The organism is Citrobacter sp. SX206, assembly GCF_024181025.1.
GTDB classification, from domain to species: Bacteria; Pseudomonadota; Gammaproteobacteria; order Enterobacterales; family Enterobacteriaceae; genus Citrobacter; species Citrobacter youngae.
On the sequence record NZ_CP049738.1, the window covers coordinates 651,693 to 676,964 of the forward strand.

24 protein-coding genes and 1 riboswitch are annotated in these 25,272 nt (G+C 52.0%); of the genes, 11 read left to right on the top strand and 13 right to left on the bottom strand.

Annotation, left to right across the window (positions count from 1 at the left end; translation table 11 throughout):
- The first annotated feature begins 115 nt into the window (after positions 1–115).
- The 3 genes from G8S19_RS03185 to hldE all read left to right on the top strand — a co-directional run bounded on the left by G8S19_RS03185 (position 116) and on the right by hldE (position 5,876).
- Positions 116–1,417 (top strand): inorganic triphosphatase, encoded by a 1,302-nt coding sequence (locus G8S19_RS03185; RefSeq protein ID WP_124021426.1) that lies wholly within the window; start codon positions 116–118, stop codon positions 1,415–1,417.
- Positions 1,418–1,542: 125 nt separating this feature from the next.
- Positions 1,543–4,383, top strand: coding sequence for a bifunctional [glutamate--ammonia ligase]-adenylyl-L-tyrosine phosphorylase/[glutamate--ammonia-ligase] adenylyltransferase (gene glnE / locus G8S19_RS03190; protein WP_253686052.1), 2,841 nt, complete (start codon positions 1,543–1,545; stop codon positions 4,381–4,383).
- A gap of 59 nt (positions 4,384–4,442) precedes the next feature.
- The gene (gene hldE / locus G8S19_RS03195; RefSeq protein ID WP_048213251.1) at positions 4,443–5,876 is read left to right on the top strand and encodes a bifunctional D-glycero-beta-D-manno-heptose-7-phosphate kinase/D-glycero-beta-D-manno-heptose 1-phosphate adenylyltransferase HldE; all 1,434 of its coding nucleotides are present in this window, start codon (positions 4,443–4,445) and stop codon (positions 5,874–5,876) included.
- Positions 5,877–6,000: 124 nt separating this feature from the next.
- Here the strand turns inward: hldE and G8S19_RS03200 are convergent, their stop codons facing one another.
- The 3 genes from G8S19_RS03200 to G8S19_RS03210 all read right to left on the bottom strand — a co-directional run bounded on the left by G8S19_RS03200 (position 6,001) and on the right by G8S19_RS03210 (position 8,604).
- Positions 6,001–6,060, bottom strand: a complete 60-nt coding sequence (locus tag G8S19_RS03200; RefSeq protein WP_137346154.1) for a type I toxin-antitoxin system Ibs family toxin — start codon at positions 6,058–6,060, stop codon at positions 6,001–6,003.
- 210 nt (positions 6,061–6,270) lie between these two features.
- Positions 6,271–7,950: a flotillin family protein gene (locus G8S19_RS03205; protein WP_124021424.1), complete on the bottom strand. Its 1,680-nt coding sequence runs from the start codon at positions 7,948–7,950 to the stop codon at positions 6,271–6,273.
- 24 nt (positions 7,951–7,974) lie between these two features.
- On the bottom strand, positions 7,975–8,604 hold the full coding sequence (locus G8S19_RS03210) for an OB-fold-containig protein (protein ID WP_115601456.1): 630 nt from the start codon (positions 8,602–8,604) through the stop codon (positions 7,975–7,977).
- 260 nt (positions 8,605–8,864) lie between these two features.
- Between G8S19_RS03210 and glgS the strand changes: the two genes are divergently transcribed.
- The gene (glgS, locus tag G8S19_RS03215; protein WP_086523459.1) at positions 8,865–9,071 is read left to right on the top strand and encodes a cell surface composition regulator GlgS; all 207 of its coding nucleotides are present in this window, start codon (positions 8,865–8,867) and stop codon (positions 9,069–9,071) included.
- A 33-nt stretch (positions 9,072–9,104) separates the two neighbouring features.
- Here the strand turns inward: glgS and ubiK are convergent, their stop codons facing one another.
- On the bottom strand, positions 9,105–9,401 hold the full coding sequence (ubiK, locus tag G8S19_RS03220; RefSeq protein ID WP_048213247.1) for a ubiquinone biosynthesis accessory factor UbiK: 297 nt from the start codon (positions 9,399–9,401) through the stop codon (positions 9,105–9,107).
- A gap of 132 nt (positions 9,402–9,533) precedes the next feature.
- Positions 9,534–9,683: riboswitch (FMN riboswitch) on the top strand.
- Positions 9,684–9,789: 106 nt separating this feature from the next.
- Between ubiK and ribB the strand changes: the two genes are divergently transcribed.
- Entirely contained in the window at positions 9,790–10,443 is a 654-nt protein-coding gene (gene ribB / locus G8S19_RS03225; protein ID WP_048213246.1) for a 3,4-dihydroxy-2-butanone-4-phosphate synthase, read from the top strand.
- 83 nt (positions 10,444–10,526) lie between these two features.
- Here ribB and dsbI read toward each other — a convergent pair whose 3' ends face one another.
- From dsbI to zupT, 4 genes are all read right to left on the bottom strand, one after another.
- Positions 10,527–11,204, bottom strand: coding sequence for a protein-disulfide oxidoreductase DsbI (dsbI, locus tag G8S19_RS03230; protein WP_048213245.1), 678 nt, complete (start codon positions 11,202–11,204; stop codon positions 10,527–10,529).
- Positions 11,205–11,218: 14 nt separating this feature from the next.
- Positions 11,219–11,887, bottom strand: a complete 669-nt coding sequence (locus G8S19_RS03235) for a thiol:disulfide interchange protein DsbA/DsbL (protein ID WP_061068601.1) — start codon at positions 11,885–11,887, stop codon at positions 11,219–11,221.
- Positions 11,888–11,910: 23 nt separating this feature from the next.
- The gene (locus tag G8S19_RS03240; protein WP_253686054.1) at positions 11,911–13,707 is read right to left on the bottom strand and encodes an aryl-sulfate sulfotransferase; all 1,797 of its coding nucleotides are present in this window, start codon (positions 13,705–13,707) and stop codon (positions 11,911–11,913) included.
- Positions 13,708–14,343: 636 nt separating this feature from the next.
- Positions 14,344–15,117 carry a zinc transporter ZupT gene (gene zupT / locus G8S19_RS03245; RefSeq protein WP_253686056.1) on the bottom strand — a complete coding sequence of 258 codons (774 nt, stop codon included), beginning with the start codon at positions 15,115–15,117 and terminating at the stop codon, positions 14,344–14,346.
- A gap of 147 nt (positions 15,118–15,264) precedes the next feature.
- Between zupT and ygiD the strand changes: the two genes are divergently transcribed.
- Entirely contained in the window at positions 15,265–16,053 is a 789-nt protein-coding gene (ygiD, locus tag G8S19_RS03250; RefSeq protein ID WP_253686058.1) for a 4,5-DOPA dioxygenase extradiol, read from the top strand.
- A gap of 43 nt (positions 16,054–16,096) precedes the next feature.
- Here the strand turns inward: ygiD and G8S19_RS03255 are convergent, their stop codons facing one another.
- From G8S19_RS03255 to tolC, 3 genes are all read right to left on the bottom strand, one after another.
- On the bottom strand, positions 16,097–17,257 hold the full coding sequence (locus tag G8S19_RS03255) for a glutathionylspermidine synthase family protein (RefSeq protein ID WP_048213241.1): 1,161 nt from the start codon (positions 17,255–17,257) through the stop codon (positions 16,097–16,099).
- Positions 17,258–17,262: 5 nt separating this feature from the next.
- Complete coding sequence (locus tag G8S19_RS03260; protein WP_003024591.1) at positions 17,263–17,940, bottom strand: DUF1190 family protein; 678 nt, start codon at positions 17,938–17,940, stop codon at positions 17,263–17,265.
- 157 nt (positions 17,941–18,097) lie between these two features.
- Positions 18,098–19,591, bottom strand: coding sequence for an outer membrane channel protein TolC (gene tolC / locus G8S19_RS03265; RefSeq protein WP_124021422.1), 1,494 nt, complete (start codon positions 19,589–19,591; stop codon positions 18,098–18,100).
- A 199-nt stretch (positions 19,592–19,790) separates the two neighbouring features.
- Here tolC and nudF point away from each other — a divergent pair, with 199 nt between their 5' ends.
- From nudF to parE, 5 genes are read left to right on the top strand one after another with little or no spacing between them, the layout of a single operon-like run.
- Positions 19,791–20,423: an ADP-ribose diphosphatase gene (nudF, locus tag G8S19_RS03270; RefSeq protein WP_040233966.1), complete on the top strand. Its 633-nt coding sequence runs from the start codon at positions 19,791–19,793 to the stop codon at positions 20,421–20,423.
- Positions 20,420–20,842: a DUF1249 family protein gene (locus G8S19_RS03275; protein ID WP_124021421.1), complete on the top strand. Its 423-nt coding sequence runs from the start codon at positions 20,420–20,422 to the stop codon at positions 20,840–20,842. Before nudF ends, G8S19_RS03275 begins: the two co-directional genes overlap by 4 nt.
- 24 nt (positions 20,843–20,866) lie before the next feature.
- On the top strand, positions 20,867–21,694 hold the full coding sequence (cpdA, locus tag G8S19_RS03280; RefSeq protein WP_124021420.1) for a 3',5'-cyclic-AMP phosphodiesterase: 828 nt from the start codon (positions 20,867–20,869) through the stop codon (positions 21,692–21,694).
- The gene (gene yqiA, locus G8S19_RS03285) at positions 21,694–22,275 is read left to right on the top strand and encodes an esterase YqiA (protein WP_003024575.1); all 582 of its coding nucleotides are present in this window, start codon (positions 21,694–21,696) and stop codon (positions 22,273–22,275) included. Before cpdA ends, yqiA begins: the two co-directional genes overlap by 1 nt.
- Before the next feature lie 28 nt (positions 22,276–22,303).
- The gene (gene parE, locus G8S19_RS03290) at positions 22,304–24,196 is read left to right on the top strand and encodes a DNA topoisomerase IV subunit B (RefSeq protein WP_003024571.1); all 1,893 of its coding nucleotides are present in this window, start codon (positions 22,304–22,306) and stop codon (positions 24,194–24,196) included.
- Positions 24,197–24,303: 107 nt separating this feature from the next.
- Here parE and G8S19_RS03295 read toward each other — a convergent pair whose 3' ends face one another.
- Positions 24,304–24,618 (bottom strand): putative quinol monooxygenase, encoded by a 315-nt coding sequence (locus G8S19_RS03295; protein ID WP_003024557.1) that lies wholly within the window; start codon positions 24,616–24,618, stop codon positions 24,304–24,306.
- A gap of 30 nt (positions 24,619–24,648) precedes the next feature.
- Positions 24,649–25,230, bottom strand: a complete 582-nt coding sequence (locus tag G8S19_RS03300; protein WP_003838153.1) for an NAD(P)H-dependent oxidoreductase — start codon at positions 25,228–25,230, stop codon at positions 24,649–24,651.
- Positions 25,231–25,272 lie beyond the last annotated feature (42 nt).

Sequence of the window (25,272 nt, forward strand, 5' to 3'; positions counted from 1 at the left end):
TCAAATTGCTCGTTGCATGGCAATTTGGCGCAAAATACTATCTACTGACCATAAAGAACGAACTTAGTTCGCAGTCAGTTTTCTCAACTGTGACATAACCCATAAGTACAAGACCATGGCCCAGGAAATCGAATTAAAATTTATCGTTAATAGTGACGCTGTAGATGCGCTGCGTGAACGTTTGAATACGCTGGGGGGAGAGCATCATGCGCCCAGCCAGTTGCTGAATATTTACTACGAAACGCCGGATGCGTGGTTGCGTGGTCACGATATGGGGCTGCGTATTCGCGGTGAAAACGGTCATTACGAAATGACCATGAAAATTGCCGGACGCGTGACGGGCGGACTGCACCAGCGGCCGGAATATAACGTTGCACTAAACGCGCCTGAGCTGGATCTCACCTTGTTCCCAACGGAAGTCTGGCCTGATGGCGAGCTGCCCGCTGAACTTGCTTCTCAAGTGCAGCCGTTGTTCAGCACCGATTTTTACCGTGAGAAATGGTTGGTTGATGTTGATGGCAGCCGGATTGAAATGGCCCTCGATCTGGGGGAAGTGAAAGCGGGCGAGTTTGCAGAACCTATCTGTGAGCTTGAACTTGAACTGCTAAGCGGCGATACCCGTGCGGTACTGAAGCTGGCAAACCAGCTGGTTTCGCAAACCGGTTTACGCCAGGGCAGTTTGAGCAAAGCAGCGCGCGGTTATCATTTGGCCCAGGGGAATGCGCTGCGCGAACTCAAACCGACGCGGATTTTGAAGGTTCCGGCGAAGGCGAGCATTGAGCAGGGGCTGGAAGCGGCGCTGGAGCTGGCATTATCACAGTGGCAGTATCACGAAGAGCTGTGGGTACGCGGCGTGAAAGGGGCGAAAGCCGAGGTGCTGGCGGCAATGGGTCTGGTGCGTCACATACTGATGCTGTTTGGCGGTAATGTGCCACGAAAAGCGAGCGCTCACTTACGTGATTTGCTGACCCAATCGGAAGCGATCATTGCGTCGGACGTTTCTGCTATTTCGGCGGTTTACAGTACGCAAACGGCAATGGCCAAGCTGGCGCTGACCGAATGGCTGGTGACCAAAGGATGGCAGCCGTTCCTGGAGGCGAAGGCGCAGGGCAAAATTGCCGACTCCTTTAAGCGCTTCTCTGATACCCATCTTTCACGCCATGCCGCTGAGCTGAAAACCGCTTTTGCGCAGCCGTTGGGCGATCAGTACGCCGATCAGCTTCCACGTTTGACGCGCAACATTGATAGCATGCTGATGCTGGCGGGATACTACGACGAAAATGTCGCATCGGAATGGATCGCTACTTGGCAGGGCTTACGTCGTGCCATTGCGGCCAACCAATATATTGAAATTGAACACTTCCGTAACGAGGCGATTGCACTGGAACCGTTCTGGCTGCACAGCGGAAAACGATAATCAGGGCCGAGGCCGGGATGCCTGATGGCGCTGCGCTTATCAGGCCTACGCGATGTGTGTAACTGTCATGTAGGTCGGATAAGGCGAAAAGACGCATCCGGCACCATTCAAAGGATAACCCGTAAATGAAGCAGCTCTCTTCACCGTTACAGCAGTACTGGCCGACCGTTGTTGAGCGGCTGCCAGCAGCAATATCTGAGTCCTCGCTTAGCGTTCAGGCGAAGTCAGTACTCACATTCAGTGATTATGTCCGTGACAGCATTATTGCCCATCCCGAATGGCTGGCTGAGCTGGAAAGCGCTCCACCCCTGGCGGATGAATGGCAACACTATGCCAACTGGTTACAGCAAGCATTGGCTGACGTTAGTGACGAAAACACACTGATGCGTGAGTTACGCCTGTTTCGCCGTCGCATTATGGTGCGTATCGCCTGGGCACAGACGCTGTCGCTGGTGACCGAAGAGAGTATTTTGCAGCAGTTAAGCCATCTGGCTGAAACGCTGATTATTGCCGCTCGAGACTGGTTGTATGACGCCTGCTGTCGTGAGTGGGGAACGCCCTGTAGTTCTGAAGGTGTTGCGCAGCCGCTGCTGATTTTAGGCATGGGGAAACTGGGCGGTGGCGAGCTGAATTTTTCCTCCGATATCGACCTGATTTTTGCCTGGCCGGAACACGGCAGCACACAGGGTGGGCGCCGCGAGCTGGATAACGCCCAGTTCTTTACCCGTATGGGCCAGCGGCTTATCAAAGTGCTGGATCAGCCCACAATGGATGGGTTTGTCTATCGGGTGGATATGCGTTTACGCCCGTTTGGCGACAGCGGCCCGCTGGTGCTGAGCTTCTCCGCGCTGGAGGATTATTACCAGGAACAAGGGCGCGACTGGGAACGCTATGCGATGGTTAAAGCCCGCATTATGGGCGATGCCGACGGCACATACGTCAGCGAGCTTCGTGCCATGCTGCGGCCTTTTGTCTTCCGTCGCTATATTGATTTCAGCGTGATCCAGTCGCTGCGTAACATGAAAGGGATGATTGCGCGTGAAGTGCGCCGTCGTGGCCTGAAAGACAACATTAAGCTGGGGGCGGGCGGCATTCGTGAAATCGAATTTATCGTGCAGGTATTCCAGCTGATTCGCGGTGGGCGCGAGCCATCGCTGCAATCCCGCTCGCTGTTACCGACGCTTAGCGCCATCAATGCGCTGCACTTGCTGTCTGATACCGACGCGGAACAACTGCGCGCAGCCTATCTCTATTTACGCCGCCTGGAAAACCTGCTGCAAAGCATCAATGATGAACAGACCCAAACGCTGCCAGGCGATGAACTGAATCGCGCGCGACTGGCGTGGGGGATGAACGTTGATGACTGGCAGCAATTAACCGATGTGCTGGCCAATCATATGGACAACGTACGCCGGGTATTTAACGAGCTGATTGGCGATGACGAGGCCGAAACCCAGGAAGAGTCGCTCTCAGAACAGTGGCGTGAATTGTGGCAGGACGCCTTACAGGAAGATGACACCACGCCAGTGCTGACGCATCTGGCGGATGAAGATCGGCGGCGCGTGCTGTCTCTGATTGCTGATTTCCGCAAAGAGCTGGATAAACGCACCATTGGCCCACGCGGACGACAGGTGCTGGATCATTTAATGCCGCATCTGCTGAGCGATGTCTGTACGCGTGACGACGCCTCAGTCCCGCTGTCACGCATCACACCGCTGCTGGTGGGTATTGTGACTCGCACGACCTATCTGGAACTGCTGAGCGAATTCCCCGGGGCGCTGAAGCATTTGATTTCGCTCTGTGCGGCCTCGCCGATGGTCGCCAGCCAGCTGGCGCGGTATCCGTTGTTGCTCGATGAACTGTTGGATCCGAATACCCTGTATCAACCTACCGCGACGGACGCCTACCGTGATGAGCTGCGCCAGTATTTGCTGCGTGTGCCGGAAGATGACGAAGAGCAGCAACTGGAGGCACTGCGCCAGTTTAAGCAAACGCAGCTACTGCGTATTGCCGCGGCTGATATCGCCGGTACGCTGCCGGTGATGAAGGTGAGCGACCATTTAACCTGGCTGGCGGAAGCGATTATTGATGCGGTAGTCCAGCAGGCGTGGACGCAGATGGTTGCTCGCTACGGGCAACCGACTCATCTTGGCGAACGTGAGGGGCGCGGTTTTGCCGTCGTCGGCTATGGCAAACTGGGCGGCTGGGAACTGGGCTACAGTTCGGATCTTGATTTGATCTTCCTGCATGATTGTCCGATGGACGTGATGACGGACGGTGAGCGTGAGATTGATGGGCGACAGTTCTATCTGCGTCTGTCGCAGCGCATTATGCACCTTTTCAGCACCCGCACCTCGTCCGGTATTTTGTACGAAGTGGATGCGCGGCTGCGTCCATCCGGCGCGGCGGGAATGCTGGTGACATCAACCGACGCTTTCGACGATTACCAGCGCAACGAAGCCTGGACATGGGAGCATCAGGCGCTGGTGCGTGCTCGTGTGGTATATGGCGACCCGCAGTTGACCTCTCAGTTTGATGCGATTCGTCGCGATATCATGACCCTCGTCCGTGATGGGAAAACCTTGCAGACCGACGTGCGTGAAATGCGTGAGAAAATGCGCGCCCATTTGGGCAATAAGCATCGGGATCGTTTTGATATTAAAGCGGATGAGGGTGGCATTACAGATATTGAATTTATTACGCAATATCTGGTGCTGCGCTATGCGCATGAAAAACCGAAGCTGACGCGCTGGTCGGATAACGTGCGCATTCTGGAATTGCTGGCGCAAAACGACATTATGGATGAGCAGGAAGCGCTGGCGCTTACCCGCGCTTATACAACGCTGCGCGACGAACTTCACCATCTTGCCCTGCAGGAACTTCCGGGCCATGTAGCGGCGGAACACTTCAGCGCTGAACGTACGCTGGTGCGTGACAGCTGGCAGAAGTGGCTGGTTGCCGAGTGAAGTGTGCTATTATCGCGCGCAAATTTTAAGACCCTCAGAGAATCTCTCAGGAGACAGGAATGAAAGTAACGCTGCCAGAGTTTGAACGTGCAGGAGTCATGGTTGTCGGTGATGTGATGCTGGATCGCTACTGGTACGGCCCTACCAGCCGTATTTCACCTGAAGCGCCGGTTCCGGTGGTGAAGGTCGATACCATCGAAGAACGTCCCGGTGGCGCAGCAAACGTGGCGATGAACATTGCCTCTCTGGGCGCAAATTCTCGTCTGGTGGGTTTGACTGGTATCGACGACGCGGCGCGTGCGCTGAGCAAAACGCTGGCGGATGTGAACGTAAAATGCGACTTCGTTTCCGTGCCGACGCATCCGACAATCACCAAACTACGCGTACTTTCCCGTAACCAGCAGTTGATTCGCCTGGATTTCGAAGAAGGTTTTGAAGGCGTAGATCCGCAACCGCTGCACGAGCGTATTAATCAGGCGCTGGGTTCTATCGGCGCTCTGGTGCTCTCTGACTACGCCAAAGGCGCGTTGGCAAGCGTGCAGCAAATGATTGCTCTGGCGCGTAAGGCTGGCGTGCCGGTGCTTATCGATCCGAAAGGGACCGATTTTGAACGTTACCGCGGCGCAACGCTGCTAACGCCGAACCTGTCTGAGTTTGAAGCGGTCGCCGGTAAATGCAAAAGCGAAGATGAACTGGTTGAGCGCGGCATGAAAGTGATTGCTGATTTCGACCTTTCCGCACTGCTGATTACCCGTTCAGAACAGGGGATGACGTTGCTGCAACCGGGCAAATCGCCACTGCATATGCCGACGCAGGCGCAGGAAGTGTATGACGTGACCGGTGCGGGCGATACGGTAATCGGTGTGCTGGCGGCGACGCTGGCGGCGGGTAATTCGCTGGAAGAGGCGTGCTATTTTGCTAACGCTGCAGCCGGTGTCGTGGTCGGTAAACTGGGAACCTCCACCGTTTCTCCGATTGAACTGGAAAACGCCGTGCGTGGTCGGGCTGATACTGGTTTTGGCGTGATGAGCGAATCTGAGCTGAAACAGGCCGTCGCCAGCGCCCGCAAGCGCGGTGAGAAAGTGGTGATGACTAACGGCGTGTTCGACATCCTGCATGCGGGCCATGTCTCCTATCTGGCAAATGCGCGCAAGCTGGGCGATCGCCTGATCGTGGCGGTAAACAGCGATGCGTCGACCAAACGTCTGAAAGGCGAAACGCGTCCGGTCAACCCGCTGGAACAGCGCATGATCGTGTTGGGCGCGCTGGAATCCGTCGACTGGGTGGTCTCTTTTGAAGAGGATACGCCGCAGCGTCTGATCGCTGGCATCCTGCCGGATCTGCTGGTCAAAGGCGGCGACTATAAGCCAGAAGATATTGCGGGCAGCAAAGAGGTATGGGCCAACGGCGGAGAAGTGCTGGTGCTGAACTTCGAAGATGGTTGTTCGACGACCAATATCATCAAGAAGATCCAGAAAGACAGCGATAAATAACAAATGCTGGAAACGGGTCAAACTTTTCGTTTCTGTGCGTTTCCCGCTGTTGACGCTGCTGTTTTTTCGACCTAAAGTACAGGAATAAGGGTGAGAGGGGATTTCTCCCCCCTCTGATTGACTGTTAGTAAGCGTGGAAACTTAACAGTAACAGCACAACCAGTATGATGACTCGCTTCATCATAACCCTTTCCTTATTAAAGCCCCTTCTTCGAGAGGGGCTTTCTCGTTGCAGCCCCTTGCTGACCAAGCGATTGTTAGTGAGCGACCTGACAGGCGCAAGGGCTTTCTCCCGCAGGTTTTTTATTGCTGGAGCATCCACGCAAAACGGCGCGCCAGAATAAAAAATCCCCGGCTTTATGGGCCAGGGACGGGGGACATAAGGCAGAAGTCGTTATTCTTCTTTTATCGTTGTCTGATGGTTAACGTCGACTGTTGTCGTGGCGTTTAACGGAGTGGTAAGCGCATTTAGCGAACCGCCGGACAAACCAATTTCATTTAACAGCGAGTCAATCAGCGGCGCTTGTGTACGATAGGCAAGGGCGGCTGATAATGCCTGCTCAGCCAAATTTCCACCGCTTACGTTACCTGCGTTCACTTCACCGACGGCGCCACCACGATTCAGGCCATCAACCTGGATAATCTTGATTCCGTCGATAGACTTCATTGGCTCAACGGATTTCTCAATAACCGCTGGCAGAGACTGCAACAGAGCCAGCTTAAATTTCAGGCTGGTCTGTTCGTCGGAAAGCACGTTGATGGCATCGTTGAGCGCACGCTGGGCTTCGGCTTCTGCGAGACCTTTTTTGCGCGTCGCTTCGGCCAGTTCAACAATTGCCGCCGCCTGCAATTCTGCGGCTTCTTTTTCGGCTTTTGCCCGCACGGTCAATTCAACGGCCTGGGTTTCTGCATCCTGCGCCGCGGCGATCAGCGCGACCTGTTTGGCACGATCCGCTTCTGCGGTCTGGCGGGTGGTTTCTACGTTCTGCTGGGCGCGAACCGCTTCGGCCAGGGCATCGTTAGCTCGCGCTTCAGCCTGAGACTGTTGCTCGGACTTGGCAGCAATGGCGATGGACTTGGTTTGGTTGGCTATCTCCGTTGCCTGCTGCTGTTCGATCTCTTTGATACGAACTTCACGCTCGGCCTCGACTTTTCTGGATCGCACCGCCTGCTCGCGCTCGATTTCTGTTTCCTGAATCTGGCGTTCGGCAAGGATACGCGTCTGTTCAGCTTCACGATGACGTTCGGCTTCGAAGGCGGCGATTTTGGCGTTTTGCTCGGCCGTGCGGGTTTTCACCTGCTGCTCCTGCTCGAGCGTCATGAAGGCTTCCTGCTGTTCGATCTCCAGCTTGCGCGACAGCGCATCACGGTTTTTCTCACGTACCGCAACTTCAACGTCCTGTTCGACTTCGTTACGTTCGCGGCGACGGCGTTCTGTTTCCTGGGTCAGCTTGGTCAGACCCTCGGCATCAAAGGCGTTATTCGGGTTGAAATGGACTTTTTCGGTCTGGTTAAAGTTGGTGAGTGAAACGCTCTCCAGTTCCAGGCCGTTTTTGGACAGGTCTTCCGCGACGGTATTTTGTACGCCCTGAACGAAGTTTTCACGCGTATCCTGCAGTTCATGCATGGTCATCTGCGACGCAGTGGCACGCAGGGCATCGACAAACTTATCTTCTATTAGCACACGTAAATCCTCTGGTGACAGCGTCCGCTGCCCCAGGGTCTGTGCGGCGGTAGCAATCCCTTCAATAGACGGTTTTACACGCACGAAAAAGGCGACGACGACATCCACACGCATACGGTCTTTAGTGATGAGGCTGTCGACAGTCGAACGGCTCACCTCAAGTTTGAGGGTGTTCATGTTGATAGGAATAATTTCGTGGAAGATGGGCATGACAATTGCGCCACCGCTCATCACCACCTTTTGCCCGCCAAGTCCGGTACGTACAAACGCCTGTTCAGCTGACGCGCGGCGATACAGGCGGGCAAAGATAATCCCGATAATTAATAAAACGACCACCGCCACAATAGCGGTAAACATCCATGAAGGTAACATGCCAAAAACATCATCCATTGTGTTATTCCCTTAAAGTAAAAATTACAAAACATTTGGCCAGGGGTTTAGCTCGGCCAGGTAACGCGTTGCGGAGAGTCGGCAGATAATCAGCACCTTGTCTCCTTTTTTGAATTCTTTGCCTGCTTCAGGCTCTAGTAGCACATAGTGGGTCTGCCCGAACTTATCGGTAAATTTCCCTTCGCATGGGGTTCCGGCACTTGCGGAATGTCCGGTAATAATCGCCATGCTGCCGATAAACTCATCTTCTGCGAGAGCGGTGGTTTCATCCCGTGGCAGCCAGGGAGCAATGATTTTTCCGCTGTAATGCACGGCGAAGACGGCAAGAATAAAACTCAGCGGAGCAAGCAGCAGGTTGCTGAGCGGAGCTTGCCACAGTGTGACCGAACCATGTTGAAGAAGGATGCCGAAGAGTCCAAAGAAGCCAGCGAGTAAGCACAGCACGATCAGTGCGGGAATACGTCCGATATTCAAATAGTGCAGCGCTTGTCCAATATTGCCTGAAGTCAGGGCATCGTAGTGATCGAGATGCGCATCCAGTGCGCCCGAAAGGAAGTGCCCGAAAACAAGAGAGATGACTTCCAGTAAGCCAATCAGCAGGACAAATGAAATAGCAAACAGGTAGGGTCCGTTATAATCCGTGAATAAAACCAACTTTCTTCCTCCTGCGACCGCGTTCCCTGATAGTGTCAAAAGTAATGGTTTCACCTCTTACTTTTACATGACGTTACAATAACATGCGTCCTCCTGGTCTTGAATCCGAAAAGAGGCTCATCCCCCTCTTAGATTTCGTAGGAAACTGTGAAGCTGAAGGTTTTTTTGCGCACAATATGTGCAGAATATCTTCGCATCCAGGGAAATACTGAAATCAGAAAAAGCATATGGCCTTAGCAGATATTCAATAACTGGAGGGTATGCTCATGAACAGCAGTATGTATTCAATGAATAATTTCGATTTCCTGGCCCGAAGTTTTGCCAGGATGCAGGCTGAGGGCCATCCCGTTGATATCCAGGCGATAACTGGGAATATGGATGAAGAACACCGTAGCTGGTTTTGCAAACGCTATGCACTTTACTGCCAGCAGGCGACGGAGGCCAGGAAGCTGGAACTGGAACACTAACAGAGAAACGGGCCTTGCGGCCCGTTGTCGTTTTTACTCTTGCGGATCGACTGATGGGATCGCCGGGGCAGGCTTAACTTCTGCCGTTGTTTCACGCGATTCCAGCTCAGTCAGGCGTTGCTCAAGCAGCGCCAGCTTCTCACGAGTACGCAGCAAAACCTGAGTCTGTACATCAAACTCTTCACGGCTTACCAGATCCAGACGGGTCAGCTGTGACTGAAGCGTTTGACGAATTTTCTTCTCGACGTCTTCGCCAAACTCGCGGATCCCTTTCGGCATCGACTCGTGAACCTGACGAGCAATCTGCTCAATTTTTTTCGGGTCAATCATTGTGGTTTCCCTGAACTGGTACGTGTTGCTGCATATTGTAGTGCGAACTGGCACAGGCATAAACCAGAATTGTGTGAAGCTAAGACGAGCAAAGGCGTTGATGAAGGTAATCAATAGCGTTATAGTTAACTCGCTTATTCTCAGGGCGGGGCGAAATTCCCCACCGGCGGTAAATCAACTGATGTTGAAAGCCCGCGAGCGCTTTTCGTGAATGCGAAAAGGTCAGCAGATCCGGTGTAATTCCGGGGCCGACGGTTAGAGTCCGGATGGGAGAGAGTAACGATCCAGTCGGGCATGGACCCGCTCACGTTATTTTTTTGCCGCTTTGACGGCACTCCTAAGACTGCCCTGATTCTGGTAACCATAAATTTAGTGAGGTTTTTTTACCATGAATCAGACGCTACTTTCCTCTTTTGGTACGCCTTTCGAACGTGTTGAACATGCGCTTGCTGCACTGCGTGAAGGACGCGGTGTGATGGTGCTTGACGATGAAGACCGTGAAAACGAAGGTGATATGATTTTCCCGGCAGAAACCATGACCGTTGAACAGATGGCGCTGACCATCCGTCACGGTAGCGGTATTGTTTGCCTGTGCATTACTGAAGACCGACGCAAACAGCTCGATCTGCCGATGATGGTGGAAAATAACACCAGCGCTTATGGTACGGGTTTTACCGTGACCATTGAAGCTGCAGAAGGTGTGACTACCGGTGTTTCCGCAGCAGACCGTGTCACTACAGTTCGCGCGGCGATTAAAGATGGCGCTAAACCTTCCGATCTGAATCGCCCGGGTCACGTTTTCCCGCTGCGTGCTCAGGCTGGCGGTGTGTTAACTCGCGGTGGCCACACCGAAGCCACCATCGATCTGGTGACGCTGGCTGGTTTTAAACCGGCTGGTGTGCTGTGCGAATTGACTAATGATGATGGCACCATGGCGCGTGCGCCACAGTGCATTGAGTTTGCCGGCAAGCACAATATGGCTGTAGTCACTATCGAAGATTTAGTGGCTTATCGTCAGGCGCACGAGCGCAAAGCCAGCTAATAGACTATTACCACGTTAGTTGTGGTAAGCATAAAAAACCGAAGCCGTCTTCCTGGCTTCGGTTTTTTTGTTTCTTGCTCCAATTATTTGGTTCTGGTCAGTTTTAAAGCCCAGGCTCCACTCATTATCACCAGCAGTAGTAAACATAAACCAAAGGCCAGCAAACAGGCCTGTGCCATGTTCATAAAATGCCACGGCGGGAGCAGATACCAGCCTTCAGACTGTTGGTATAGATCGATAAACCACTTTTGCGTACTGCTGAGCGCTACGCCATCGGGAACCACGGGGGCGTCATAGCCGCAATCTCCTGTGGGCTTAAACCACTCCGGAGCCCAGTTTGCCAGCGGCAAATTGAAAGGGAATATCGGATCGGTGGAACATCCCTGGACGCCAAACAGCGAGTCCGGATCCGGGTTATGTACAGCATAATGAATGCCGTTAAGTTTGATGGAGAACTTAATGCCCATGATGCTGCCATAAAATGCCGCGATGCAGCCAATAAGCTTCAGAGCAACATTTTTGGGATTTATTGCCGCGATCAATCCACCGAAAACCATCACAAACATGGCGAAGCGAATGTAGACACACTGCTCGCAGGGAGCCATATAGAGATAGATTTGAAAGAATGAGTGCGCCAGTATTATTAACCCGCCCATCGCGCACGCCATCAGTAGCCACAGAAAGCGCCGTTCCTGCCATCTCACCAGCGTATCAACTGGCGTGGTACGTAAGTCCCGCCAAAATCCTTTTATGAAAGCCATAGCCTGGTCCCTGTTTATTTTGTCGCCAGCTCTCTGACAAGCTCAGCCATGGAGTCAATGGATTTGATACTTTTGGTGTAGATCAGGTATTTACCGTTAACGACGTAAGCCGGAACCCCCTGAATTTTGGCGACGTCGTATGCCGCTTTCCATTTCTCCAGCGTTTGCTGAACGGTGGGATCTTGCAGCGCGGCGTCAAAATCTGTCTGGCTCATGCCTGCAGCATCCAGACCTGTTTTAATGAATGCGGCCGGATCTTTACCATCTGACCAGCGCTCTTTCTTGTCGTGGTAAGCAGCGTAATAAGCGAATTTCGCTTTTTTGAACTGCGATTTGGCATCAAATAATGAAATCCCTGCGGCCTGATCTTTAGCAATCATTACTGCAAAAACTTCACTGGCCTGTTTACCATATTCCCCTTTGGTTTCCAGATGAAATGGTGTGAAGGTGACGAGATCGGCCACTTTTTCAGAAACCGGGCCAGTCACGGCTTTATCATATTTGTAACAGAACGGACAGGCGTAGCTAAATACTTTGATTAACGTTTTATCAGCATTCGGAATCGGTTTCTCTAAAACCATATAATCAGTGCCTTCTGTAAAAGCGGAGGCGGCAAACGACGTGGCAAGCGCTGCAGTTAATATCACGCTTTTAAATAATGAAGTAATCCATTTAGATGACATAATTAATCCTTAATCTAACGCGATTATTTAAATATGTGTTGTGGGCGGACCAGTAATGCACGGTAGTGAGTTTGGTTTGGCTTATCTGAAAGGACATCAATCTCAACTTTGACTTCTTTGGTCTTGTAGTCAATTTCATTGATTTTGCCAATGGTTGGTTGCCCAACGTCAAATAAATTAATTGAACCACCAAAGCCAAACATGGTGTCACGGTCTTTCTGATATTCGATAACCGAGGTGATGGGACTATAGAAGTCGTAACCGCGATCTTTGCCGTATTCCCAGATTTGCTGAACGGTACCTTTTTTCTCGTCAATTTTATATTCGACGAAACGGGAATATTTCATCGTCGGCAATGCTGGTTGTTCGAGCCCACGACCATCGCCGTTGTCAAAGATGGTTAATGTCCCTTTGCTCGAGAGCCATGCGGTGTGCTGTGTATAAGTAAAATCGAAATCGGTGTTTTCGCACTTGCCGTTTTCGTCACATTTTAGCGCGTTGCCTTTACCATCAACCGGTTTTAACAGCTTGCTTGCCAGCGCCTTATTCCAGCCTTTCGACGGAGCGAGGATCCATTTCACCTGTTTATCGCGACCGATTTTAACGACGCCCTGATGGCGGGAAGAGATAATAATGGAGTCATCTTTGGCATCATAGGCAATGGAGTTAACGTGCGCCCAGTTACGACCTGCACCCACCCCGAGGGCGTCACCGTAAGGTGTATCTGGCTCCAGTTTCGCCTGTTGACCGGCATGAGCGAGGTCAACGTTGACGCATACCGCGCCTGCGTCCAGTGCACCCAGAAGCGCATCACGCATCGGATCGAGTATTTTTGTCAGATCCCACACGTCAACCACACGGCCGGACTTGTCTACTTCAATTATCTGATCACGGATGGTTTGCACATGGATGCCATCTTCTTTGCGATAATCGCGTTTGCCCACGCGAAGCAGCACGGTGTCGTTGATTGTTTCGATCGATTCATGCGATGCGTCAAGGAATCCGCGCGGTAGCTTATGATCGGCCAGAATCTGCCCCATCATATCGAATTCGTACCAATGCTGACCCTGAACGGCTGTGAAGGTGCCGCGCGGCGTTTCCCGGATACCCATCAAGTAACCGCGCTTATTGATATCCATGTCATGGCCATCGTAGAAGGTATCTTGATCCAGCCACCAACGATATTCACCTTCCGTATCGACGATAAAGGTGAAGGGGGCAATGTCAAAGGGTAATGCCCCGCCCGCAGGACCCGCATCCAGGATGCCGGCATTTTTATCTTTTTCGCCATGCCAGTGGAATTCCGCCCCTTGTGCCGTGAAGGTATGGGTATTCACCAGATAGAGACGGTCTTCAAAACCAGGCGCTACCTTAATCACTTTCGTTTGCTGTAAATCGGAAATTGAACGGTTATCCATGTAGTGATTAACGATGGTGGACGTTTGCACCACATAATCATCCTTCATGGCTTTGCCATTTTCTTTATATTCAACGGTGACCTTATTAGCAAACTTTTGATAAAGACCAAAAATAGGCACGCCGTCATAGGTTGCTAACGATTCTTTGCCAACAGTATAAGTAACAGGAACTCCTTTCTCGCCTTTGCCATGAACGGTGACTTTAACATCTGAGATAACGTGACTGTCTAATTCCACTAACGCGGTAAGCGGGGCGTTTCCATAAGGATCAACGACTATTGCGCCCAGTTTTCCTGCGGGTTGGGCGGGTTGAAAACCCGCGGCAAAAGAGTTTCCGACTGTTAATCCAAACGTCAGTGCCAGAGTGCCTGCGAGAAGCGTTTTTCGATATTGTATAAACATGGATATATCTCCTTATATTACCTATAAATATAATTATGCTGAATATATTATGTTTTCATAGTGTCGATAAAATATAAAATGGTGTTACTGATTCAACTATTATGGTGAATATATTAATATTGATAAAATGTATTATTTGTGGAAATTATTTTTTATTATTTCCGATAGTATGAGTGAGATATTCTGAGAACAATATTTATTATTGCGTAGTGTGATCTTGTCGACATTGTTTTATTTTCTATAGCGAGTTTGACTATTGGCTTAGCCGCTGGTTTATATGATCGAAATCATATATTTGTTTCTGGAATATGCCACTATAGGAGTATGTCAGAATAAGCTTGTGTAAAATTTTAACGTTAAATGTTTAATGATGTTAAATGTTAAGGGTAAAAGAATGTTTATTGCCTGGTATTGGATCGTATTAATTGCATTCGTTGCATTGGGTTATTATTGCCATATGAAGCGTTATTGCCGGGCATTCCGGCAAGACAGAGACGCATTGCTCGAGGCGCGAAACAAACTCTTTCGTCGCTCTGGTGAAGATAACAGCGTGATTAAGGAACAGGAATAGTCCTTCACGTTCTGCTATGGATGAGCGGATGCTGTAAATGAGCAGGGTGGCATCCGCCCTCTGGATTATCCGATTCCCATGGACTGGAGGATGACGAGGCTTAACCCCATCACCGACATTCCGCACAGGACCCCATAGCTGGGATTATTATTTGGGTCGATCTCTTTTGCCAGTGGCATCAATTCATCGACTGACAGCGCCACCATAATTCCGGCGACCGCGGCCATAATTGCTGCCATCACCACGGGCGAAATCAAACTGCCCAGAATTAACCATGCCAGTACCCCACCTAATATTTCCGTCATTCCCGAGATCCCGGCCCAGAATATAGCGGTACGTTTGGAGCCCGTGGCTGCATAGACCGGACCTGCAACGGCTAATCCTTCAGGAATATTGTGTAATGCGACGGCAAGCGCGATACCAAAGCCCAGTTCGAGGTTGCTGCTGGCGGTAACAAAAGTTGCAATCCCTTCCGGGAAGTTGTGCAGGCTGATACCCAGAGTTAATAAAATCGCAGTACGCTTAATGGAACCGGGTAACGGTTGTGTGGTTTTTTGGACTAAATCCTGAGGGTGAGCGTGCGGCAGCAAACGATCCAGGCCAAAGTAGCCCAGCAAACCAACGATAAACATCCCGTAACCCAGCACCGGCGACATTCCCTCTGCTGCCAGTGCGGCTGGCAACATTTCCATCAGGGAGATCAGCAACATGATACCTGCGGCAAAACCCAGAGAAAACGCGAGAACGCGGTTAGAGGGTTTTTGTCCCAGCACGCCGAGAAATGCACCGATAAATGTGGCGGCGCCTGCCAGTAAGGTCAGAAGTAAAGGTACTGACATCGACAAATAAAACTCCTTATCAATCTGCTGTTCGGGGCGGATCGTCAAAATAACTGATGATCTTCATCATGGTTATCTGAGTTCTTCATCAACCGAAAAAGCGTATTGTGGTGATATCAAAATGACTCCCTCAGTAAGGATATCATCATGTCTTCAACTCGTATGCCAGCATTGTTTTTGGGACACGGCAGCCCAATGAATGTTCTGGAAGATAACGTTTATACCCGTGCCTGGCAGCAACTGGGGGAAACGTTGCCGCGCCCGAAAGCGATTGTTGTGGTATCGGCACACTGGTTTACACGCGGTACTGGCGTAACCGCGATGGAAGCACCTAAAACTATCCACGATTTTGGTGGTTTCCCGCAGGCACTGTATGACACGCATTATCCGGCCCCGGGCTCGCCAGAACTGGCACAGCATCTGGTTGACTTGCTTGCTCCTGTGCCCGTCGCCTTAGACAAAGAAGCGTGGGGTTTTGACCACGGTTCATGGGGTGTGCTAATCAAGATGTACCCGAACGCAGATATCCCGATGGTGCAGTTGAGTGTCGATAGCACCAAACCTGCGGCGTGGCATTTTGAAATGGGCCGTAAGCTGGCAGCGTTGCGCGATGAAGGCATTATGCTGGTGGCCAGTGGCAACGTAGTGCATAACCTGCGTACAGCACGCTGGTATGGTGAGAATACACCATACCCGTGGGCGACCTCATTTAACGATTATGTTAAAGCCAACCTGACATGGCAGGGACCGGTTGAACAGCACCCGCTGGTTAACTATATGGATCATGAAGGCGGATCGCTGTCGAACCCAACGGCGGATCACTATCTGCCGCTGCTGTATGTCCTCGGCGCGTGGGATGGCAAAGAGCCGGTGACGATTCCTGTTGATGGGATTGAGATGGGTAGCCTGAGTATGTTGTCAGTACAGGTGGGATAAAAACGTAGGCCCGGTAAGCATTAGCGATACCGGGCACAACGAATTACTCGACAAAAATATGCGGATAGAAGCGCGAGAGATCCTGGGTGATCAACGCTCTGTCTTCGCGAATGCCGATCCCGGCAGGTTGATCGTTAATCAGCCAGCTGCCGATCAGCATATAGCTGTCGCCAAACTTCGGTAGCTGATGGAACTGCTGCACGATCATGCCTTCTTCACCGTATGGCCCTTCCACGGCTTCGATCGTTTTACCGTTCTCAATGATGGAAACGTTAGCGCCTTCACGCGAGAAGATCGGTTTCACGACAAACTTATCCATCTGCGGATAGTCGTCTTCGGCGAAGTACGCCGGCAGAAGATTCGGATGGTTCGGGAACATTTCCCACAGCAGCGGTAACAACGCTTTGTTGGAGATAATGCTTTTCCAGGCCGGTTCCAGCCAGCGGACGCCAGCGTCTTCCAGCTTGGTGGAGAACATTTCACGCAGCATAAACTCCCACGGATAGAGCTTGAACAGATTGGCGATCACCTGGTCCTGCATGTCCGTGAACTGACCTTTTTCACCGAGCCCGATATCCTCGACATAGAGAAATTCAGTGGCAATTTCAGCCTCAGCCGCGCAATCCTGCAAATACTGGATCGTTCCACGATCTTCGACCGTATCGCGACAGCAGGTCAGATGCAGCAACTGAAAACCGTACTGCTCGCGCAGCGCAGTGAAACGTTCGATCAGCTTTTCCTGCAGGCTGTTGAACTGATCGCTGCCTTCCGGCAGGTTGCCCGCATTAAGCTGATCTTCCAGCCAGATCCACTGGAAAAAGGCGGCTTCGTACAATGAGGTTGGCGTATCGGCGTTGTTTTCTAAAAGCTTAGGTTCACCGGTACCGTCCCACGCCAGATCGAGACGGGAATAGAGCGACGGTTGCTGTGTCAGCCAGGACTGGCGGACAAAGCCCCAGGTATGCTTTGGAATGCGAAACTTGGTCATCAGCTCATCGCTGGCAATGACCTTTTCCACCACTTTGAGGCACATCTGATGCAGCTCTGCGGTGACCTCTTCCAGCTTTTCGACCTGAGCAAGCGTCAGCTTATAGTACGCGTCTTCACACCAGTACGGCTCGCCGTACATGGTGTGAAAGTTGAAACCGTATTCGGTGGCCTTATCGCGCCAGTCCGGGCGCTCAACAATACTGACTCTTTCCATGACGATCAGCCACCCATCGAACGTGTGGTGGTGCCGCTTGCGCTACGCTGCATGGTGCTCTGTTTGGCGACTGACTCACCAAATCCGCCGCGGGTTACGGTAGAGGTGGTGGCAGGTTTCGGTGCCATGGCGGTTTTTGGTACGGTCATGGTGCGGCCCGGCGTTGCTGCGCCGTAGTTTTTGCCGCTGGCGTCAGTATATTTGCCGTATGCAGGGCTGGCCGGGTTTTTCGAGCTGAACAGCGGTTGCTGAGCGCCCATTCCGCCGCCCATCAGTCGGCCCATCATGTAGCCTGCCATCAGCGGCATCCAGAAGCTGCCGCTGCTTTGATTCTGCGCCTGAGCCTGGCCTTCGCCGGTCGGTGCCATGCCCGCCTGCGCAGGTGCCTGCTGGCACTGGCCTTCGCCGAATTCAGCAATACAGTCTTCACGCGTGGCGTATTTTGGCGCGGTGCGTTCAGCTTCTTTCAGCGCGTTGTTAAACGCGGTGGTGCATTCGGCGCTTTTACCCGGATTCGCCGCAGAGCAGTCGTCCGCGTTCTGATAAAGCGAAACCGTTTCGTCACTCTTTTCACAGCCCGCGAGCATAAACACTGCGGTAACTGCCAGGGCGACAGGAGTCAGGTGGCGCGCGCTCCAGCTTTTGCGGAACGAGGCATGATGTATCGATTTTGTCCGTTTCATTTTTGTCTTCCAGGACCCAGTGGTAAACACAGTAAATAATGCTCAGGATAGAGGATGACTGGTCGAAATTGAAGCGGGAAGAGGCGAGAATGCGCAGGAAGGGGCAGATCTTTACGTTGCCTTACGTTCAGACGGGGCCGAAGCCCCGTCTACAGCATCAATTACGGAACGGGTTGTTGCCGTTACTGCTGCTGGTTGTACGTGCTGTTGCCGGTTTGACCGCTGGTGCCGCACTGTTGGCAGTATAACCATCTGCTGCGGCGTCTTGCTGGGTGTTTTCCGGCGCAACGGCGTCAGGCGCGGTGGAAATAGGTTTACCCAGCGTATTGTTCAACGCCACCAGATCCTGCTCGTTAAGCGTACCGAGCGCAGACTTGATGTTTAACTGGTTGATCAGATAGGTATAACGCGCATTTGCCAACTGCTGCTTAGCGTTGTACAGCGTGGTAGTAGCATCCAACACGTCCACAATGGTACGTGTACCTACAGAATAGCCGGCTTCCATCGCATCCAGGGAGCTTTGGGCAGAGACAACCGCTTGTTTGTACGCATTAATGCTACTGATAGACGCATTAATGTTGTTGAATGATGAACGAACGGTCTGTACTACGCTGCGGTGCGCGCTTTCCAGTTGCTCACTGGCGCCAACAAAGTTGTACTGCGCTTGTTTCACCTGCGAGTTAACCATCCCGCCCTGGTACAGCGGCAGCGAGAAGTTCAGACCAATTTTATTTTGACCTTCATTGCTATCGTCATAGCGTGTACCTGCATCACTGGCACGAGTTTTAGATCCGCTGTAAGAGGTATCAGAAACACCAGTAGAGGCGGTTAAACCCAGCGTCGGCAGATGACCGTCCTGTGCCAGACGAATTTGCTCACGCGCCAGATCCTGGCTTAAACGTGCCTGCAATAACGTCAGGTTGCGGTTTTCTGCTTCTTTCAGCAGTGAATTCACCGCCTGCGGTTTGTTGGTTTTAAAGCCATCAACATTCAGCGAAGCCAGTTCCGGGTAGTAGTTGCCGGTGACCTGACGCAGCTGTTCAACGGCGTTGTCCAGGTTGTTACGCGCGGTAACTTCATTCGCCAACACGGTATCGTACTGTGAACGGGCGTTCTGTACGTCAGTGATAGCAACCAGGCCAACGTTAAAACGCTGGGTCGTCTGATCTAACTGACGATAAACGGCGTCTTTTTGTGCCTGGGTATAAGAGAGCACGTCAATCGCGTTCAATACGTTAAAATAGGCCGTGGCGGTATTCAGGATCAGCGTTTGCTGATCGGTCTGATAGGTCACGTCCTGGATGCCCGCTGATTTTTCTTGCAGCGTCAGGGCACGCCATTTTGACATATCGAACAGCGTCTGAGTCAATTGTAATGACGCGCTGGTGGCGTTGGAGTTGATACCATTTGAATCACGGTAGCCATTGCTGTAGGTGTAATCGGCACCTAAGCCCAGTTGCGGCAGTAAAGGACTACGCGCTTCGTTAATTTTTTCGAATGCAGCATCGCGATCGGCGGCGGATTTACGCAATTCCGGGTTGCTCAGGCGTGCTTGCTGATAAACCTGCATCAGGTTTTCTGCCTGGCTCAGAGTACTGAACCCCGACAGGCTCAGGCCGATAAGGATGGGGAGCAATTTCTTCATTTGCATTCCTTGTTGTGAAGCAGTATTTAGCGCTGATCAAATTGTAAAAATAATTGCTGATTCTAGCAGAATCCGCCACTTCAAAAAGTTGGCGTTACGTGCCATACGGCGTTAATTTGCATCAATTTAACACAAGGGCGCTCAAACAGCAGTCAAACGACCTTGAAATTCACATTTTAATCACTATTGGTACCAGGACAGCACAATGCGTAAACCAGACAACTTGCCAATGACATTCACTAAAAATGATGTAGAAATTATTGCACGAGAAACACTATACCGCGGTTTTTTTTCACTGGATCTTTATCGCTTCCGTCATCGCCTGTTTAACGGTGGTATGAGCGGTGAAGTGAAGCGTGAAATTTTTGAGCGCGGACACGCGGCAGTCTTGCTACCCTTTGACCCTGAGCGGGATGAAGTTGTGTTGGTCGAACAAATCCGCATCGCGGCCTATGACACCAGCGAAACGCCGTATCTACTGGAAATGGTAGCCGGAATGATTGAAGAAGGCGAAACCGTTGAAGATGTGGCTCGCCGTGAAGCAATGGAAGAAGCCGGACTGGACGTTAAACGTACGAAACCCGTGCTGAGTTATCTGGCAAGCCCTGGCGGCACCAGTGAGCGCCTGTCTATTTTGGTAGGTGAAGTGGACGCTTCGACCGCAAATGGTATCCACGGTCTGGCGGATGAAAACGAAGATATTCGTGTTCATGTGGTGAGTCGGGAACAGGCTTATCAATGGGTAGAAGAGGGGATAATCGACAACGCGGCTTCTGTCATCGCCTTGCAATGGTTACAGCTGCACTATCAAGAGTTAAAAACTGAGTGGAAAAAATGAAGCGTTACACACCTGACTTCCCTGAAATGATGCGCCTGTGCGAAACCAATTTTTCGCAGTTGCGCCGCCTGTTGCCACGCAATGATGCAGCCGGTGAAACAGTGAGCTATCAGGTAGCAAACGCACAATATCGGTTAACGATCGTTGAATCGACCCGATACACTACGCTTGTCGCGATCGAACAAACGGTGCCGGCTGTCACTTACTGGAGCCTGCCGTCATTGACCGTGCGTCTGTATCATGACGCAAGGGTGGCTGAAGTGTGTTCAAGTCAGCAGATCTTTCGCTTCAAAGCGCGGTATGATTATCCAAATAAAAAGTTGCATCAACGCGACGAAAAGCATCAAATTAATCAGTTTTTGGCCGACTGGTTACGGTACTGTTTAGCACATGGAGCGATGGCGATTCCGGTTTATTAGCGTCGTGAAACCTAAGGACACCATTTGGAAAGCCTGTTAACCCTTCCTTTGGCTGGTGAGGCCAGAGTCAGGATCTTACAAATTACAGACACTCACCTGTTTGCCGAAAAGCATGAAACCTTACTGGGTGTGAACACCTGGGATAGCTACCAGTGCGTACTGGATGCCATACATGCAGAGTCGCCTGAGTACGATCTGATCGTTGCGACTGGGGATTTGGCGCAGGATCAATCCGCTGCGGCCTATCAGCATTTTGCTGAGGGCATCGCAAGCTTTCGTGCGCCCTGCGTTTGGCTACCGGGCAATCACGATTTTCAGCCGGCAATGTACAGTGCGCTGCAGGATGCGGGAATTTCCCCTGCCAAGCGTGTTTTCATCGGCGAACAGTGGCAAATTTTGCTGCTCGACAGCCAGGTGTTCGGCGTTCCCCACGGTGAATTAAGTGAATTCCAGCTCGAATGGCTGGAGCGTAAACTTGCTGATGCACCAGAGCGTAATACCTTGTTGCTTCTGCATCATCATCCTCTGCCTGCGGGCTGTAGCTGGCTCGATCAGCATAGCCTGCGCAATGCCGCTGAGCTGGATAACGTGCTGGTGAACTATCCGCGCGTGAAATATCTGCTGTGCGGGCATATTCATCAGGAACTGGATCTGGACTGGAACGGACGCCGCCTGCTGGCGACGCCGTCGACCTGCGTGCAGTTTAAGCCGCACTGTTCCAACTTCACATTGGATACCATCAGCCCCGGCTGGCGGACGCTGGAGCTTTTTGCTGACGGGACGTTGCAGACTCAGGTACGTCGTCTGCAGGGTAATCGGTTCCACCCTGATACCGCTTCAGAAGGCTACTGATGTCTACGCTTCTCTATCTTCACGGATTTAACAGTTCTCCTCGCTCGGCGAAGGCGTGCTTGCTGAAAAACTGGCTGGCGGAGCATCATCCGCATGTAGAGATGATCGTGCCGCAGTTGCCGCCGTATCCGGCCCAGGCCGCAGAGATGCTGGAATCGATCATTCTTGAACATGGCGGAGAGTCGCTGGGGATTGTCGGCTCCTCATTAGGAGGCTATTACGCCACCTGGCTGTCGCAATGTTTTATGCTGCCGGCAGTGGTGGTGAACCCTGCTGTACGGCCTTATGAACTGCTGGTCGACTATCTCGGTCAAAACGAGAACCCCTACACGGGGCAGCAATATGTGCTAGAGTCACGCCATATTTACGATCTTAAAGTCATGCAGATTGACCCGCTGGAAGCGCCGGATTTGATCTGGCTGCTTCAACAAACGGGCGATGAAGTGTTGGACTACCGCCAGGCGGTGGCGTATTACGCCTCCTGCCGTCAGACAGTTATTGAGGGCGGAAACCACGCATTCACGGGCTTCGAAGATTATTTCAACCCGATTGTCGATTTCCTTGGACTGCACAGTTTCTGACGATCAATTCGAATTGCTTATTTAAACCATGACGCAAACTTATAACGCTGATGCCATTGAGGTACTCACTGGGCTTGAGCCGGTACGCCGTCGCCCTGGGATGTACACCGATACGACCCGTCCGAACCATCTTGGACAGGAAGTGATTGATAACAGTGTGGATGAAGCACTGGCGGGCCACGCGAAACGCGTGGACGTGATCTTACATGCCGACCAGTCTCTGGAAGTCATTGATGACGGACGCGGCATGCCAGTAGACATTCACCCTGAAGAGGGTGTTCCGGCGGTTGAGCTGATCCTCTGTCGTCTGCACGCGGGCGGCAAGTTCTCCAACAAGAACTACCAATTCTCCGGGGGTCTGCACGGTGTGGGTATCTCCGTTGTTAACGCCCTGTCCAAACGTGTGGAAGTGAACGTACGCCGCGACGGACAGGTATACAACATCGCGTTTGAGAATGGCGATAAAGTGCAGGATTTACAGGTTGTCGGTACCTGCGGCAAACGCAATACCGGGACCAGCGTGCACTTCTGGCCGGATGAAAGCTTCTTTGACAGCCCGCGTTTTTCTGTTTCGCGCTTAACGCACGTACTGAAAGCCAAAGCGGTACTGTGCCCGGGCGTTGAGATCACCTTCAAGGATGAGGTCAACAACAGCGAACAGCGCTGGTGCTACCAGGATGGTCTGAATGACTATCTGAGCGAAGCGGTAAATGGCCTACCGACGCTGCCGGAAAAACCGTTTATCGGTAATTTCAGCGGTGAAACAGAAACCGTGGACTGGGCGCTGCTCTGGCTGCCGGAAGGCGGTGAGCTGCTGACCGAAAGCTATGTGAACCTGATCCCAACTATGCAGGGCGGGACGCACGTCAACGGTCTGCGTCAGGGTCTGCTGGATGCGATGCGCGAGTTCTGCGAATACCGCAATATTTTGCCGCGCGGCGTGAAGTTGTCGGCGGAAGATATCTGGGATCGCTGCGCCTACGTGCTGTCGGTAAAAATGCAGGATCCGCAGTTTGCCGGACAAACCAAAGAACGCCTCTCTTCGCGTCAGTGCGCGGCGTTTGTTTCAGGCGTGGTGAAAGATGCCTTCAGCCTGTGGCTGAACCAGAACGTACAGTCAGCCGAACTGCTGGCTGAGATGGCGATTTCCAGCGCCCAGCGTCGTCTGCGTGCGGCGAAAAAAGTGGTGCGTAAAAAGCTGACCAGTGGTCCGGCTCTGCCGGGGAAACTGGCGGACTGTACCGCGCAGGATCTTAATCGCACCGAACTGTTCCTCGTCGAAGGTGACTCGGCGGGTGGATCGGCCAAACAGGCGCGCGATCGTGAATATCAGGCGATCATGCCGCTCAAAGGTAAGATCCTCAATACCTGGGAAGTCTCTTCCGATGAAGTGCTGGCTTCGCAGGAAGTGCACGATATTTCGGTGGCGATCGGTATCGATCCGGACAGCGACGATCTGAGCCAGTTGCGTTACGGTAAGATCTGTATCCTGGCGGATGCGGACTCCGATGGTCTGCACATCGCCACGCTGCTATGCGCACTGTTTGTGAAACACTTCCGCACGCTGGTGAAACACGGTCACGTGTACGTGGCGCTGCCGCCGTTATACCGTATCGACCTCGGTAAAGAGGTGTATTACGCGCTGACGGAAGAAGAAAAAGCGGGCGTACTGGAGCAATTAAAGCGCAAGAAAGGTAAGCCGAACGTGCAGCGCTTTAAAGGACTGGGTGAAATGAACCCGATGCAGTTGCGCGAAACCACGCTGGATCCGAACACTCGTCGCCTGGTGCAGCTCATTATCGATGATGAAGACGATCAGCGTACCAACGCAATGATGGATATGCTGCTGGCCAAGAAGCGTTCTGAAGACCGTCGTAACTGGTTGCAAGAGAAAGGTGACCTTGCGGATCTCGAAGGCTAATTGCATGTAGAAAAGCCGGAGAGGGGCGTAAAATGCCTTATCCGGCTCTCATCTGACGAAGCGATTATATGCCGGATAGCAAAGCCTCATCCGGCAAATCGACAACCTTAAATACCCGATTCCAGAATACGGATATTCATGTCCAGCACGTCGCCTTTCACGGCTTCGCTGTAGGCTTTCATATGCGGGGTCTGCAAATGCGCTTCAAGGTGCGCGATGCTTTCCCACTGTTCAACCATCACGATTGAGTCTGGTGCTGTGGTCTGAAAACTCACACCTGCTGCATGATCGACCATTGGCGCATAGCCGTGGCAGCCTTCTTCTTTCAGTACAGTCGGAACGATTTTAGCAAACTGATCCAGTACCGCCTGGCGGTGATGTTGACCTGGACGTGTACGGATTTCTGCAATAACGGTAAGCATGGTTAACTCCTTCTAATTCCAGGTGACTAGTTAACCAAAAATTTCGGTCAGATGCTTGCGATATTCTGCGATATAACGTGGAACATCTGGCATTTTAATCACGTCATTGGTGATAAAGGTCGGCAGCGCTTCCATTCCCAGGAACTGGTTTGCTTTATGGAACGGGAGATAGACGCCATCAACACCAACGCCATGGAAGAACTGGTCTTTTTCAGTGAAGGCTTCCATTGGCGCGTTCCAGGTCAGGGACAGCATGTATTTTTTGCCCTGAATCAGCCCGCCTGAGCCGTATTTTTTAGAGGCATCTGAACGTGTACGACCATCGCTGGCATACAGCGTACCGTGACCTTCGGTAAACACATCATCGATGTATTTTTTCACGGTCCACGGTGCACCCATCCACCAGCCCGGCATTTGCCAGATAACCGCATCGGCCCAGACAAAATTCTGCACTTCTGTTTTTACGTCATAATCGCTGTCCGCGCGTACGACTTTAACATCATGCCCGAGGTCGCGCAGGATACCGTCCGCGACCTCGGTCAGGGTGTCGTTTAACTGACCGTTAGAGTGGCCGAATTTTTTCGCACCATTGATAATCAGAATGTTGCTCATTTTGTGTCCTCAAGGAAATACGTTTGAGGACGATTTTACCCC

Excerpts from the sequence above, each read along its gene's own strand:
- G8S19_RS03185 (WP_124021426.1), top strand. The coding sequence starts at position 116 with ATGGCCCAGGAAATCGAATTAAAATTTATCGTTAATAGTGACGCTGTA.
- glnE (WP_253686052.1), top strand. The coding sequence starts at position 1,543 with ATGAAGCAGCTCTCTTCACCGTTACAGCAGTACTGGCCGACCGTTGTT.
- hldE (WP_048213251.1), top strand. The coding sequence starts at position 4,443 with ATGAAAGTAACGCTGCCAGAGTTTGAACGTGCAGGAGTCATGGTTGTC.
- G8S19_RS03205 (WP_124021424.1), bottom strand. The coding sequence starts at position 7,950 with ATGGATGATGTTTTTGGCATGTTACCTTCATGGATGTTTACCGCTATT.
- glgS (WP_086523459.1), top strand. The coding sequence starts at position 8,865 with ATGCTCATGAACAGCAGTATGTATTCAATGAATAATTTCGATTTCCTG.
- ubiK (WP_048213247.1), bottom strand. The coding sequence starts at position 9,401 with ATGATTGACCCGAAAAAAATTGAGCAGATTGCTCGTCAGGTTCACGAG.
- ribB (WP_048213246.1), top strand. The coding sequence starts at position 9,790 with ATGAATCAGACGCTACTTTCCTCTTTTGGTACGCCTTTCGAACGTGTT.
- dsbI (WP_048213245.1), bottom strand. The coding sequence starts at position 11,204 with ATGGCTTTCATAAAAGGATTTTGGCGGGACTTACGTACCACGCCAGTT.
- G8S19_RS03235 (WP_061068601.1), bottom strand. The coding sequence starts at position 11,887 with ATGTCATCTAAATGGATTACTTCATTATTTAAAAGCGTGATATTAACT.
- G8S19_RS03240 (WP_253686054.1), bottom strand. The coding sequence starts at position 13,707 with ATGTTTATACAATATCGAAAAACGCTTCTCGCAGGCACTCTGGCACTG.
- zupT (WP_253686056.1), bottom strand. The coding sequence starts at position 15,117 with ATGTCAGTACCTTTACTTCTGACCTTACTGGCAGGCGCCGCCACATTT.
- ygiD (WP_253686058.1), top strand. The coding sequence starts at position 15,265 with ATGTCTTCAACTCGTATGCCAGCATTGTTTTTGGGACACGGCAGCCCA.
- G8S19_RS03255 (WP_048213241.1), bottom strand. The coding sequence starts at position 17,257 with ATGGAAAGAGTCAGTATTGTTGAGCGCCCGGACTGGCGCGATAAGGCC.
- G8S19_RS03260 (WP_003024591.1), bottom strand. The coding sequence starts at position 17,940 with ATGAAACGGACAAAATCGATACATCATGCCTCGTTCCGCAAAAGCTGG.
- tolC (WP_124021422.1), bottom strand. The coding sequence starts at position 19,591 with ATGCAAATGAAGAAATTGCTCCCCATCCTTATCGGCCTGAGCCTGTCG.
- nudF (WP_040233966.1), top strand. The coding sequence starts at position 19,791 with ATGCGTAAACCAGACAACTTGCCAATGACATTCACTAAAAATGATGTA.
- G8S19_RS03275 (WP_124021421.1), top strand. The coding sequence starts at position 20,420 with ATGAAGCGTTACACACCTGACTTCCCTGAAATGATGCGCCTGTGCGAA.
- yqiA (WP_003024575.1), top strand. The coding sequence starts at position 21,694 with ATGTCTACGCTTCTCTATCTTCACGGATTTAACAGTTCTCCTCGCTCG.
- parE (WP_003024571.1), top strand. The coding sequence starts at position 22,304 with ATGACGCAAACTTATAACGCTGATGCCATTGAGGTACTCACTGGGCTT.
- G8S19_RS03295 (WP_003024557.1), bottom strand. The coding sequence starts at position 24,618 with ATGCTTACCGTTATTGCAGAAATCCGTACACGTCCAGGTCAACATCAC.
- G8S19_RS03300 (WP_003838153.1), bottom strand. The coding sequence starts at position 25,230 with ATGAGCAACATTCTGATTATCAATGGTGCGAAAAAATTCGGCCACTCT.